General features: G+C 59.9%; 12 protein-coding genes and 2 pseudogenes. 4 read left to right on the top strand and 10 right to left on the bottom strand.

Features of this window, described 5'->3' with window-relative positions; translation table 11 throughout:
• Positions 1 to 43: 43 nt before the first annotated feature.
• From fumC to QFZ91_RS36630, 5 genes are all read right to left on the bottom strand, one after another.
• Positions 44 to 1,555, bottom strand: a complete 1,512-nt coding sequence (gene fumC / locus QFZ91_RS36650) for a class II fumarate hydratase (RefSeq protein ID WP_429570260.1) — start codon at positions 1,553 to 1,555, stop codon at positions 44 to 46.
• Between the two features lie 830 nt (positions 1,556 to 2,385).
• Positions 2,386 to 2,856, bottom strand: a complete 471-nt coding sequence (locus tag QFZ91_RS36645) for an acyl-CoA thioesterase (RefSeq protein WP_429570259.1) — start codon at positions 2,854 to 2,856, stop codon at positions 2,386 to 2,388.
• Positions 2,857 to 2,945: 89 nt separating this feature from the next.
• Positions 2,946 to 4,271 carry an NAD(P)/FAD-dependent oxidoreductase gene (locus QFZ91_RS36640; RefSeq protein WP_429570258.1) on the bottom strand — a complete coding sequence of 442 codons (1,326 nt, stop codon included), beginning with the start codon at positions 4,269 to 4,271 and terminating at the stop codon, positions 2,946 to 2,948.
• 73 nt (positions 4,272 to 4,344) lie between these two features.
• A complete protein-coding gene (locus tag QFZ91_RS36635) occupies positions 4,345 to 5,997 on the bottom strand; it encodes an NAD-dependent malic enzyme (protein WP_429570257.1) in 1,653 nt (550 codons plus the stop codon).
• 615 nt (positions 5,998 to 6,612) lie between these two features.
• Positions 6,613 to 6,927 carry a DUF4148 domain-containing protein gene (locus QFZ91_RS36630; protein ID WP_429570256.1) on the bottom strand — a complete coding sequence of 105 codons (315 nt, stop codon included), beginning with the start codon at positions 6,925 to 6,927 and terminating at the stop codon, positions 6,613 to 6,615.
• 208 nt (positions 6,928 to 7,135) lie between these two features.
• On the opposite strand from QFZ91_RS36630, the gene QFZ91_RS36625 reads away from it, so the two are divergent.
• The gene (locus QFZ91_RS36625) at positions 7,136 to 7,357 is read left to right on the top strand and encodes a hypothetical protein (protein WP_368598390.1); all 222 of its coding nucleotides are present in this window, start codon (positions 7,136 to 7,138) and stop codon (positions 7,355 to 7,357) included.
• A gap of 5 nt (positions 7,358 to 7,362) precedes the next feature.
• Positions 7,363 to 7,503: a hypothetical protein gene (locus QFZ91_RS36620; protein WP_429570255.1), complete on the top strand. Its 141-nt coding sequence runs from the start codon at positions 7,363 to 7,365 to the stop codon at positions 7,501 to 7,503.
• Positions 7,504 to 7,936: 433 nt separating this feature from the next.
• On the opposite strand, the pseudogene QFZ91_RS36615 reads toward QFZ91_RS36620, so the two are convergent.
• The 5 genes and pseudogenes from QFZ91_RS36615 to QFZ91_RS36595 form a co-directional block, all read right to left on the bottom strand.
• Positions 7,937 to 8,344: pseudogene (locus QFZ91_RS36615) on the bottom strand (filamentous hemagglutinin N-terminal domain-containing protein); the annotation flags it as partial.
• A 245-nt stretch (positions 8,345 to 8,589) separates the two neighbouring features.
• Positions 8,590 to 9,105 carry a YMGG-like glycine zipper-containing protein gene (locus QFZ91_RS36610; RefSeq protein ID WP_429570254.1) on the bottom strand — a complete coding sequence of 172 codons (516 nt, stop codon included), beginning with the start codon at positions 9,103 to 9,105 and terminating at the stop codon, positions 8,590 to 8,592.
• A gap of 609 nt (positions 9,106 to 9,714) precedes the next feature.
• Positions 9,715 to 10,029 carry a hypothetical protein gene (locus QFZ91_RS36605; RefSeq protein ID WP_429570253.1) on the bottom strand — a complete coding sequence of 105 codons (315 nt, stop codon included), beginning with the start codon at positions 10,027 to 10,029 and terminating at the stop codon, positions 9,715 to 9,717.
• 222 nt (positions 10,030 to 10,251) lie between these two features.
• Positions 10,252 to 11,349 (bottom strand): annotated as a pseudogene (locus tag QFZ91_RS36600) (mechanosensitive ion channel family protein); the annotation flags it as partial.
• A gap of 569 nt (positions 11,350 to 11,918) precedes the next feature.
• Complete coding sequence (locus QFZ91_RS36595) at positions 11,919 to 12,230, bottom strand: hypothetical protein (protein WP_368598387.1); 312 nt, start codon at positions 12,228 to 12,230, stop codon at positions 11,919 to 11,921.
• Between the two features lie 320 nt (positions 12,231 to 12,550).
• Between QFZ91_RS36595 and QFZ91_RS36590 the strand changes: the two genes are divergently transcribed.
• Positions 12,551 to 12,733 carry a hypothetical protein gene (locus tag QFZ91_RS36590; protein WP_429570252.1) on the top strand — a complete coding sequence of 61 codons (183 nt, stop codon included), beginning with the start codon at positions 12,551 to 12,553 and terminating at the stop codon, positions 12,731 to 12,733.
• 57 nt (positions 12,734 to 12,790) lie between these two features.
• Positions 12,791 to 13,201: a hypothetical protein gene (locus QFZ91_RS36585; protein ID WP_176369013.1), complete on the top strand. Its 411-nt coding sequence runs from the start codon at positions 12,791 to 12,793 to the stop codon at positions 13,199 to 13,201.
• Positions 13,202 to 13,245 lie beyond the last annotated feature (44 nt).

The following is a 13,245-nucleotide window of genomic DNA, read 5'->3' as shown; positions in this document are numbered from 1 at the left end:
CGGGGCTCCCCGCTTGTAAATGACATCGCTGATACGTCGCGCCCTATTTGTGCGCAACGTAAGGCGTCACCATTTTGCGCGGATCGACGATCCGGTCGAAGTCCGCTTCGCTCACGTAATTGAGCTTGAGTGCCGCTTCCTTCAGCGTGAGGTCATTGTCGTACGCGTAGTGCGCGATCTTCGAAGCCTTGTCGTAACCAATGACCGGCGACAGCGCAGTCACGAGCATCAACGAGCGGTCCACGTACTCCTTGATCTTCTTCAGATTCGGCTTTGTGCCTTCCACGAGGAACTTGCGGAAGTTCGTGCTGGAGTCCGTCATGATCGTGATCGAGTGCGTGATGTCGAAAATGATCAGCGGCTTGTACACGTTCATTTCCAGGTATCCGCTTGCGCCGCCGATTCCCGTGGAAACGTCGCTGCCCATCACATGCGCGGCCACCATCGCGAGCGCCTCCGCCTGCGTGGGGTTGACCTTGCCGGGCATGATCGACGAGCCGGGCTCGTTTTCCGGAATGATCAGTTCTGCGAAGCCGGCACGGGGCCCGCACGACATCAACCGGATGTCGTTAGCGATCTTATAGAGCGAAACCGCCAGCGTGCGCATGGTGCCCGACAGATGAATCAGCGCATCGTGAGCGCCCTGCACGGTGAACTTGTTCGGAGCGGTCACGAACGGCAGGTTCGTGAGGCGCGCAATCTCCGCCGCGACAGCGGGCGCGAATTGCGGCGTGGTGTTCAGGCCGGTGCCTACGGCAGTGCCCCCCAGGGCAAGGCGATAGGTTCCCTTCAGCGCATCGTCGAGCCGTTCGAGGTTGTCGGTCAGCATGCCCTCGTAGCCGGACCACTCCTGACCAAGCGTGATCGGCGTTGCGTCCTGCATGTGCGTGCGACCGACCTTGACGATGTCCATCCACTCCTTCGCCTTCGCGCCGATGGAATCCCGCAGGTTCGCTATGGCGGGCATCAGGCGGCGCTTCACGTTGATCGCCGCGGCCATGTACATCGCGGTCGGAAAAGAGTCATTGGACGACTGCGACATGTTCACGTGATCGTTCGGATGAACCGGCGTATGACTGCCGAGCGGCGTGCCCGCGATCTGGCAACAGCGGTTGGAGATCACCTCGTTCACGTTCATGTTGAACTGCGTGCCGCTGCCGGTCATCCATACGTGCAGCGGGAACATGTCGGCGTGCTGGCCGTCGATGATTTCGTCGCACACCTTGACGATCAGGTCGTGCTGCTGGTCAGTGAGCCGCCTCTCGGAGTAATTGACGTTGGCCGCTGCCTTCTTCAGGATCGCATACGTGGTGACCATCTCCCTGGGCATCAGATCGGGGCCAATACTGAAGTGCTCGAGCGAGCGCTGGGTTTGCGCACCCCACAGTTTGTCGGCAGGCACATTGACGATGCCCATACTGTCAGTTTCCTGGCGGAAACCCGCCACCGACGCGGATGCCGATGCACCCGCACCAGCCGATTGTGCAAACGCTCCGGTGCTGGCAAGCGCCACCGAGGCAAGAAGGGTGGATTGCATCATTTCCCTGCGATTCATCTGCGTTCCTTTATCTATCCAATTGCGACGCCGTGTCTGGACTGTCGAGAGATTCAACGCCGCTGGACTGCAGCGGCACCCGAGTCGGGAGCGCCGTTTCCGATATTCGACTGCGCTTCCCGATGACAAGCATTTGACCCGCGAGCGGTTATCGGAGCGTTTCGGATTTGAGCGTTGCCATTGCAATTGAAACGCGGGGAATGATGGTAGTTGCAGCCGTAACAAGCGGCGCAATTAGGGAAACGGGAAGGTAGCTGGCGCTAACGAAAGAGCGGCTTTCCGTTTGACTGTGCGGCGATTTGCCTACCGAGGGAACCTGTCGGATGAAAAAGCGAAAGTTGACGATTTTTTTTCAGCGACGAATTTGCCGTTTGCGGCTCGCACGCAGAGCGGCGTCACGCTGTAGGGTCTTATCGATACGGGCGTCGGGCGGACGTTTGTGGGGAACCGGGGCACCGCGGCTTTGCGCTCGATGACCGGGTGCTCGCTTAGAAACCGTAACGACCCGCACGAATGCCGGCCTTGTCGCCGGTTGCGCTGGCGCTTCAGTCAACCGTTGCTGATCGTCGCTTACGGCCGACAAGTACAGCGGTGGTTTCGAGAGAATCTACCATCGCTCGCTGTAGCATGCAGTGCTGCGGGCGCGTGTTTCGAATCCCGTGAGATAAGGCCAGGATGGGCAGTTCGAACTCCCCCATTGATGGGCGCGTAAATTCCGACCCTCGTAAAGCAGGACGAGATCGATATTTTGCTCTCTTTCGTTTTGCGCGAAAGGCTTTTGGCAGCCTCCTCGGCCGGATAGCTACCGCCATCGAATTCGGGCAGGCCAGTCAGCGCATCGTGTCAACTTCGACACGCGCAGCGGCTTCCTCGACGATCACACTCTGCGCGGCCGGCGCATTGCTCATGCGATACCGCGCGAATGCCTCGTCCGCATCGCGAATGCGTGTGCGTCCGTGCGGTGCCGGCTCGCCGTTCTCGCCGAGGTTCACGAAAACCATCTTCTCGACCGTCAGAATGCTCTTGCGCGTTATCTTGTTGCGCACTTCGCAGCGCAGCGTGATTGACGTACGGCCAAAGTGGGCCGCGGTCATGCCCAGTTCGATGATGTCGCCTTGGCGCGCGGAGCTGACAAAATTGATCTCCGACATGAACTTGGTCACCACGCGCTGGTTTTCCAATTGGCAAATCGCGTAAATGGCGGCTTCTTCGTCGATCCAGCGCAGCAGACTGCCGCCGAACAGCGTGCCGTTCGGGTTCAGGTCTTCCGGCTTGATCCATTTTCTGGTGTGGAAATTCATAGCTTCTGTGGAGCTGAAAGTGGGTCCGGCACCGTGCCGAACCTGGGGTTAGCGCTAGGGAATATAAGAATGCTGGTCGGGTGTCATCATCAATGCAGCTTGATGCGAGGGCTCGTCGCCCGGCGCAGCCAGTTCGCCATGGTGTCGAGCACCATGCGCCGGATGCCGTACAACGCCGCCACGTGCATGCGCTCGAGCAACGCGTGCAAGCCGCGCGCAATCAGGCCGGCGACATACAGGCCCTCACCGCTGCCCGCGACGAGGTTTCCAACCGCGCCGAATCGGCTCAGCGAAACCAGAGACCCGAAGTCGCGATACCGGAACTGTGGCAGCGTCTTGCCCTCAACGCGGGATGTGAGCGCTTCGACTAGAAAAGCGGCCTGCTGATGCGCCGCTTGCGCGCGCGGCGGCACGCCACCGCTTTTTCCCGGCCATTCGCATGCTGCGCAGTCGCCGAGCGCGAAGACGTCTTCGTCGGTTTCGGACTGGAGCGTATCGCGCACAACCAGTTGGCCACGCCGATTGATGTTCAAGCCGTCGAGCAGGGAAAGCACGGGCGGCGCGGTCACGCCAGCGGACCAGACCGTCAAGTCCGCGCGTATGTGCTTGCCGCTGCCCGTGACGACACTGCCGGGGAGCACGCGCGCGACGGACTCTCCAACCATCAACGTCACGCCCAATTGGCCGAGACGTTCGGCCGTTGCGCGTGCCACGCGCTCTGGAAGCGCTGGCAGGATGCGCGGCCCCGCCTCGATGACGACGATTCCCACATCGTGCGTCGGGTCGAGATCGTGAAGTCCATATTGCGACAACTCGTAGGCGGCGTCGCGCAGCTCCGCCGACAGTTCGACACCCGTTGCCCCTGCACCGACGATGACCACCTGCATGCGCGGCGCGACGGCGGCGTTGTCACTGCCGCGCGCGCCGCCGGCCCGCCTGCACGCTTCGATGAAGCGCCTGCGAAAGCGCTCGGCCTGGGCGACCGAATCGAGCGCGATCGCATGACGGGCCGCGCCCTCTACGCCGAAATACTGAGTCGTACTGCCAATCGCAACCACCAGCGTGTCGTAGTCGAGCGCGCGCTCCGGCAGCAACTCGACACCGTGATCGTCGCGCACGGCCCCGAGCATCACCTGCCTGGACGAACGCGAGAGCCCGACCAGTTCGCCCTGCTGGAAATCAAATCCGTGCCAGCGACCTTGGGCGGCATACGAAAGCTCGTGGGAGGCCGGGCTCATACTGCCAGCTGCCACCTTATGCAGCAGGGGCTTCCAGATATGGGCGGGTTGACGGTCGACCAGCGTGACGCAAACATTTCGCTCGCGTTGACGCTTGCGCAGGCCGAAGCGGTTACTCAGCCGGGTCGCCAGCTCGAGGCCGCCGGCTCCACCGCCTACGATAACTATGCGATGCATTCAGGCACCTTCGTTTCAGTGGGCTTGATGTCGGTGCGCCGAACTGCGCCGCGCGGCGCAGTTTGAGACGCGGTCATGCGGCGGCGCTGAAGTCCACGACGCCTGGATAATCCGGACGATATGCGCAGGCGCGGATGTGAGCCGCCATGTCGGCCGGGCGCGGGGCACGGGCAAAGCCTCGGTCATGGATGAAGTTCGCCACGCGCGTGGCGACGCGCAGCGAAGCTTCGAGAATCGATTGCTGAGGCGGATAGATCAATCCCTTGTCCAGGTCGGCGGCGGATACCTGTTCGGCCACTGCCTGCGCGGCAATGATGAACATTTCATCGGTCACGCGCGTGGCCTCGGTCGCGTAGATCGCCATGCCGAGTGCAGGGAAGATATAGACATTGTTGCCTTGCCCCGGGACGAAGGTGCGGCCGTTGAACGTCACCGGCGCGAACGGGCTGCCGCTCGCGAAGATCGCACGACCATCGGACCAGCGATAAGCCTCTTCGGCCGTGCATTCGGAACGCGAGGTCGGGTTCGAGTAGGGGAAGATGATGGGCCGCTCGTTGAGCGCGCTCATGGCCTCGATCACATCCTTGTCGAACAGATGGGGCACGGTGCTCACGCCGATGATGCCCGTCGGGCGCAATGCCTGGATCGCGTCGACGAAGCGGTCGACCGGAGCGTGGTCGAGCGCGAAGGGGCGCTGGAAGTCAGCCAGATCGTCGCGCGAACTCACCAGCAGGCCGTTCACGTCGAACAGCGCAGTGCGTTGCAGCGCTTGTTCGCGCGACAGGCCTTCCTGCATCATCGCCTGCGCGATCAGGCCCGCGATACCGGTTGCCGCGGCGCCTGCGCCGAGGAACAGAAAGCGCTGCTCCGAGAGCTTCTGACCGGTGATGCGCAGCGCGCCGTAGATGCCGGCGAGGCCGATCGCGGCTGTGCCTTGAATGTCGTCGTTGTACGTGCAGATGCGATCCCGGTAACGGGCGAGCAGCGAGACCGCGTTGAAGTTCGCAAAATCTTCCCACTGAATACAGCACTTTGGAAAGCGCAACTGAACCGCTTCGACGAATTCCGCCAGAAATGCGTCGTATTGTTCGCCGCGTACGCGCCGACGGCGCAGGCCGAGATATAGCGGGTCGTCCAGCAGTGCCTGGTTATTCGTCCCTACGTCGAGCATGACCGGCAGGCAGGCTTCCGGTGGCACACCCGCGCACGCGGTATAGAGCGCGAGCTTGCCGATCGGAATGCCCATGCCCCCGACGCCCAGGTCGCCCAGTCCCAGGATGCGCTCGCCGTCCGTCACTACGATAAAGCGAACGTCTTCGACCGGCCAGTTGGCGAGCAGTTCGTCGACACGGCCGCGAGCCGTGATGGGAAGGTACACGCCTCGCGTCGCACGAAAGATATGGTCGAACTTCTGACACGCCTCGCCAACGGTCGGGGTGTAGACGATCGGCATGAACTGGGCGGGATCGGACATTACCGTCGCATAGAACAACGTGTCATTGCGCGCCTGCAGATCGGAGAGCAACAGGTATTTCTGCAAGTCGTTGTCCAGTGCTGCGACTTCGGCCTTGACTCGGGCAATTTGCCGATCGAGCGGCAGCACCGCGGGAGGCAGCAGCCCCTCGAGCCCATAGCGGCGGCGCTCCTCTTCGCTGAACGATGTGCCGCGGTTGCGGCGGGGATCCTGAAGGATTTGACGTGCGGTCAGTGCGTTACTCGTGCTCATAACATGCTCCACAATTTTTCCAGATGACATCGGCGGCAGCCGTTCGCAAGCGCGCGGTGGTTGCGCTCAGGCAATGTCCGGTTGGTTCTTGCCTGCGTTCGGGGCTAATTCTTGTTCCCCTTGAGCAGGTTGTCCATATCTCCCGATTTACAATTGAAATCTGCTTGATGTCATCGATTAAAAAACGCCTGCTGGTAAGCGGTTTTCGACTTGCAACGGATTGCCAATTAATCGGGCAGAGCCGTGCTTTGCCTGGGCCGCGTGAGAAAAGCAGGAGACATCTTCGCAATTGTTACGATTGAAACCGCGCACGTGCCGCGCTGAAACGTGTCATCCGCCACGGAGGCGCAGGGCGCAAGTGCGTCCACCTCTATCGTGGTTTAGAGGCACGCACTTAACCGCGCATCGGAACTTCGCTCCACCGCCATGAAGTGTGGGCGCGAGGCCATCTCGGGCCAATGTCCGACAGGCATTCGATGCGAGGTTGGCCCGCTGCCGGACATTGCCGCGCTAGCGAGCCGGATATTTATGTAGGAACGCGCCGGGTAGTGCGCGCCCAGACTGGATGCTCAAGCCAGAAGCTTTAGCGTCTGCCGTACATCCCATATCGATGCGTCACTGATGGCTGTAAATCGTGTCCACGCTCTCGCTCGACACTGCGGGGCGTCCTGCATCGGAAGAACCACTCGCAGCACCACCGTAACCGTCGTTCGCTTTGGCTTGCTGCGCCGCCACCTTCGCTTCAGCTCCCTGGATGTCGGCGGGGTAGAACGGGTCTGTGCCGCGAGCCGGGTTATAGCCGACCTTTTCAAGCTTGACCAGTTCGGCGCGCACCTGCGCGCGGGTGACTGGCTGGTTCGATCGAGCGAACACAGCGACAGGAACAGCAAGGGCAGCAGCAACGACAACAGCTTGAATAAGGGACTTCATGGTACTTACCTCCAGACTTTGGTTGGTTTCCTTTACGAACAGCCCTGTTCGTAGATCAGTGAACACAGTCTAGTCAAACGGGTACCTAAGATTAAGCCGCATCTCTGAAGGGACTTTTTCAAGAAGCAAAGGAAACCGTGGTAGGCGACGAAGGTGCCGCTGGCCGCTCTGCAGAGTGGTCCGCGCTTATCGACTAGTCCGAGTAACGTTGGCGATGCACGATGGCGATGAAACGGGTTCGAGCGCCTATCACGGTTGGGTGATCACGCCGAGCCAGAATGGTTGTCATCTTCTGACCGGAGAGACGCAGCAATGCCAGTTCTTCGTGGAGCTGTCGGCAGCAGGAATCCAGGCGCGCTCTATCGCTGTGACGCAAGGATGCGTTGAATTCCTCGGCCGAGCCGCCGAAGCGGAAGTCGAACGGAGATAAGTGCCATGAAGGTCAAATTGAATGGCAAGGCGATCGTAACGGATTCCACCGCCAGCATCGGTCGCCCGATTGCGAAAGGGCTGGCGCGCGCAGGCTCTGTCGTCGTAGTGAACGGCCGGACCTGGGAACGGTCGATGCCGCGCTGAGCGAAATGCGTCCAGCCGCTGGCCGATATTCTCGTCAACAACGCAGGGACAGAGCGCCCGAACGACTTCTTCGCGCAGGACGATAGTGAATGCCTAGACTTCCTCCAACTCAACCTGATTAGCGGCGTTCGACCCGCGCGCGTTACGTGCCAAAAACGGCGGAGCTGGACTGGGGGCGCGTCGTATTTATCAGCAGCGAGTCGGGCCATCCATGGGCAACCGACCAAAGTCCATAACTTTCGGCTAAATGTAAGATGTCTCTTTGCCTCAACTTCGGTCGCTTGTTTTGTGATATGCGAGTGGCATACTCGTGCGATGCTCGACTGACTCCGTACGATTGCTTATCTGATTCGATCAATCAGGGCGAAGCTTGGAAGATGATCGCGTTTTAGCGATAGACGAGTCAAATCGATTCTGGAGAGACGCAATATTGATTCCCTGAATGCCCGGCGTCGTTGCAGATGTCCAGCGTCAACGCGACGAAACGTCCGCCCGTTGTGATTACGCCCGAAGACCCCACGACGATGCCCTACGGATTGGTCACATAGAGGCTTCCCGTCGCACTGAGGCTGCCGGGAATGGCCGAAGGTGTGCCACCCGTCACCCGGTTCAGGATCGCGCCCGAACCGTTGTCGAACGTCACGCTGTTGTGCCTGCCGATCGAGAAACTGTTCCAGTCAATCACGCCGCGCGTCGAACCCGGTTGCGTGATCAAGAGACCATTCCCCTGGCTGGCTATCGTGCCCGCGCCGGCAACGTAAGTGCCGCCTTGTGGAAGGACGCCCCCTGCGAGCGTCGCATGGGCAAAGAACAGTCCGGTGACAGAAAGAGTTATCTTAATGGGAGCATTTCGATTCGCGTTTCACGGGAAAAGTCGCGTCGCTCACACAAGTAGTTGTGTCTAAATTGCAAGTAACTTATCGCAATAGGTTGATCTTGCGTCGATCTCTGGAGAAAACCAACAAATCGAGCACGCGCCCGCGAAGACCGGGAGACGCGCTGTCCCGAAAGTGGCTGGAAACGGTTCAAGGCAGCTGTGCGCCACGGCGGGGAACGCGTGCCAGGCCGCTAGCCTCAACAGGAGACTCACAAGTAACCCGGTGGCGGGGGCGTGTCGTAGGCCGGCGGAGGTGGCGCATTGTAGGCCGGCCGAGGTGGCGGTGCTTCGTCGCGAGTCTGAGATACAGCGGCGGCGCCCGGGACTGGCACACGCCCGCCATTTGCGTACATGCATTGAATGTACGCCTGGTCATAGCGAGTTTGAAGGCAGGTGGCGGCACGCTGTGCTATGCCGGCGCCGATCATGCTGCCACCGAGCAAGCCCATACCTGCACCGACTGCCGCGCCACGGCGGCCGTTGAACACGGCACCGGCGGCGGCACCAAGCGCGGTGCCGACGGCCGTACCGCCGAGCGCGCTGCTTCCTGAGGCCGATTGAGTGTTGGCGCCGCCTGTCTGCCCGGAAGCGAATTGCTGGCACATCGCGTCATCGCTGCGGAATTGTTCGAACGATTTGCCGATGCCGGGCAGCGCCATCACTGTGGGGGCCATCGGCGTGGCAGCGCAACCGGCGAGCGCGACGATACCGGTTGCGATAGTCATTGCAACTACGACGAATAAGCCCCGTTTCGCGCTCGGAATCAGGGAAATCAAATTGTTCCTAGTCATGTCATTTCGTCCCGGCCGGTTTCGCAGGCACCTCTACCCAACCGCTCGAACATTCCTTGACGTATGGGTAATATTTCTTCGTCGCTGGGCAATACCGCCACGAGCCCACCGCCGGACTTTCCTGGGCCTTTTCAACATACGCGGTCGTCGGCGATGGCTGGATCGATTGGACGACGACGGGGGATGGCGCTGCGTAGAACATCGGCGCGGGCGCGATCATGACCGGAGGCGGCACCCCTACCACTACCCCGATGCGCGTATGCGCTTGCGCACTGCCACACAAGCATGCGGTTATAGTTGCCAAAAAATGTATAACTATCCTCAATCGCACAGCAGTGTCCCTATTCAATGAAGCGGATTTAGTCGCGATCCGGCGCACAACGGCTGGCGATTCCAGACAGGAACGCGAAGGACCACTAACTTGCCGACGTACCGATGCAGCTGACGGAAGCACAGTTTTGTTCGACGTCCTACACCGGCGTCGCGTTACGCAAGACGTGACAAGACTGGAAAGGTTTGCCTATAGCGCGCTTCGACGTCCAATCAACTTTCCTGATAAATCGAACGATAGGAGGCCAGGCGCGACGCAGTTGTTGCGCCGGAAACCGATGAATCGTATTTCACTGCGCTGGCTCTGCTGAACGCCTGCTGTCGAGCCGCCAGGCTCGCCAAAGTCACGTGCATGTCCGCAGGACTGGGCGAATAGCCATCGATGCGTTCGCAGTCCGCCTGCTGCAGTTGAACGCTGGCTTTGCGCGCCAGTTCACGCGCCAAAGGATCGTTGTTCTCTGCGGATCTGACAGTGGAAAGAGGGAGGACTGACACGACCGTGAAAACGGGCATGGATGCGTTCGCCATGATGAACTTCCTATATTGGGCGTCGGAGACAATGGCGCGGATTATCTGGAAACGACCTCGGGAGAATCTGGGGATCTTTCTGCCTATGGTCTCGAGGAGCGTAATCTTCTTATCCGCGTATTTCAAACGGCTTACATAAATTCATTGTTTCCGGGTATGCAACGTTCGTCGCCAGATAGTGAGGGAGCCGTCGTCGCTGCGCCTTAGCCGGAAAGACCGGCGCTACGCCTCGACGCCGCTCCGCAGTATTCCGGGCGTTCGCCGATACGCTCGTTGCGCCTGAAGAACTGCCACGGGACGGCCCGCCCGCAGCCCCGCCACGCCCATTGCGGAGGCACCCCGGTGCGGTGCATGGAGCAAAACCGTTCGCAGGTTCGACAAAGGGATATCCGCGGCACGGGGCCGCTTCAGGATGGCGAACATGAGTTCACTTTTGATGCCGGGAGCGTTCCTAGGACTCCTTAAATGCCCCGTTGACCGTGAGCGTGATGCCTTCGGGCGTCAACTGACTGAACATGACGGATGGCGCCGGATGCGCCAGAACCGAAGGGTGATCCCTGCAAGCATCGAGAAGAATGTGGCAGGACCTGCTCCGGCTCGACGCCGAGGGCGAATATGAGCACTAGGGAGGCGATACCCTGTGTGGTGTTTCCCATCGTGACGTTGCGCACGTTCTGCGAGATGAGCTGCGAGTTCGGCACGATCACGGTTGACCTGTCTGCAAGCTGGATCTGAGTGGCACGCACACTAATGCGCCGTATGTCCCCCTCGATGCCGGCGATACTGATCATGTCGCCCCACCTTCACCGGCCACTCCGCGAGCAAGATGAGTCCTGAGATAAAGTTCTTTGCGATCTCCTGTAGACCGAAACCGATTCCCACCGACAACGCACTGACTATCCATGCAAGGTTGTGCCATCTGACGCCTAGCACAGACAAGGACTGCAGCACGACGAGCACGTAACCGATGTTCGCAAACAACGTGAGCAACGACGCCCGCATGCCGGGACTCATTTCTGTTTTGGGCAACAACTCCCTGTCGAACCATCTGCGCACGGACCCCACCAGATATATTCCGACGCCGCATGTGAGCAGGGCGCTGAAGATATGAGCGGGGATGATAGTGAGCGCACGCAGCCGGTCGCCGCCCAGTGCCAGGGCGTCTATTGCGACAACGCAGACGGCAGCGTGAATCAGACCCGCAAGTGTCGACCGACCTTCCGGTGAATTTCCGGCTGCGGCCATTGCAGTACGTACCCGGTTCGCATGAAACAACGAAGCGCCGATGGTCAACGCGACGATCAACGCGACTAGACCGCGAGTGCAATGTGGAAGAAATCGCGACTGCTATCAGTCAACGCCAGGCGCGGCCACAGGTCGTCGCCGTGTTGCCACGTCTCGTTTGCCCCGCCGGTGTTCGTCGGGTGGTCGATGAAAGAGGCAACTGCAAGACAAACATCCATAGCGGCCGCGAGTGTCGTGCGCATTTGCGCAGGACTTCGCGGCCGCGAGCAGCTTCTATCAGTTCTATTGGGGGAATTGCGGAAGCGGTGACGAGGGGGGCGTCGGCAGTTTAGGGAGCTGTCTCGGCAACTGTGATGGAAGCTGGCTCTGGGCTTGAGACGTTCCCTGCGCCAGCTGCTGCGACGAAGGCTGCTGTGACGAAAGCTGGCTCCGGGCTTGAGACGTTGCCTGCGCCAGCTGCTGTGACGAGGGCTGCTGCGAAGCGAGCTGCTGATACGTTACGCTTTGGGCGAATACTGAGGAGCTGCTAAGGATAACGAACGCCGCCAAATAAAGTTGTTTCATGGTTATCTTCGGTTTTTGAGGAATCACGTTAACTTCGCCGGCCTGCGAAACCGGCCATCTCAACTGTCGCGCCGCTAACTTCAAATATCCGATAACACGCTGCTGCCGGAAACGGGTTGCACTGACGAATGCTTTGCGGACGAACCTCTCACGCCCCCATATTGTTCAAACGCCTGTTGTTGAGCCTGCATCCGCGCCTTGGCGCACGCAAAGTCCATCGGATAGCCGGCGGCGGCGGTTGTTCTGTCCAAATAGCTTGGACCCTGCTGCCGAACCGGAACGCGCACTTGTTCGCTCATTGGCGAGCCAGTGCTGTGTGCGAATGAAACAGCCGGTACGGATAGCACAGACGCGAGAACGGTACTTGGGATGAACTTTCTTGCCTTTGCCATGATGGTCTCTCCACTAGCGCGTCGGATACAAGAGAACGCGGATTTCTGAATAACGTGCTGGCGCAGCACAGTGTCTTGCCGCCAGTTCGTTGAGCGAGAGTCTATCGAATTACTAACCACTGACAAGCAACTGCGCGGCAACGAACAGTTCCTCCGGGCGCAACGTCAGAAGCTCGCACGGACCAGCCCATCGCCGCGTTCGTTGGCAAGATGGAAACAGACAATTTCGAGCGGCGATTCAAGGTCTGCGGCGCATATACTTCCCGCCGTCACCTCATCCATCAGGTGCCGGATTCTTATTGTCCAGAGAAGGATTACTTATGGAAAAGCAATTCATCGCGAGGATCGGTAAAGCAAGACCAGAAAGCGCTCACCGGATCGTACGGGCCGCGCTTCGCAGTGCTGCTACGGCGTCCACGCCCAACGGCGCCATTGACCTGCTTCGCGAGGCCCTGCTGGAACTGGAGCGCCTGCTCGCACTGAATAGCGAGCAGATGCACTGAACTTCATCGGTTCACGTGGCCGCCCCAGAACAGATGCAACCCTCCAGTGAGGTATCAATGAAGAAGTCACTTGCCGCGCTGCTCCTGCCGATAATGGTCCATGCCAATGCGGCTACCGATGCGTCAATCGAGACCACAGTCGTGGGCGCTCCGGCCACTGACTCGAACGGTGGTTTCATGGTACTGGCGTCGGTGGATCAGAAATGTCGCTACTACGGCGACCTTTGGGAAAGGCCGCGGGAACCCCGCGGCCTGGTTGAACAGATCAAGGCGATGCCGCGTGGCGGGAAAATATACGAATGGGTAGCTGTCGTCAGGTATTCGGCATGCGTGCAGCCGGACGGGAGGGAGTTCAGTAAACCGGTTTCACTGGTTTCACCGGCTGGCAAGCGGTTCCATATCGGAGATAGTGCGGTCCTGCGAGCGGCAACGCATGCCGCGGAAGAGGGCAGATCAGACCATAGTTGACGACTCTAACCAAGAGTGATGAGAATATCACATATGTGGACTGC

Source organism: Paraburkholderia sp. JPY419 (assembly GCF_050435705.1).
Classification (GTDB): domain Bacteria; phylum Pseudomonadota; class Gammaproteobacteria; order Burkholderiales; family Burkholderiaceae; genus Paraburkholderia; species Paraburkholderia youngii.
This window is presented reverse-complemented; position numbering and strand designations above follow the sequence as displayed.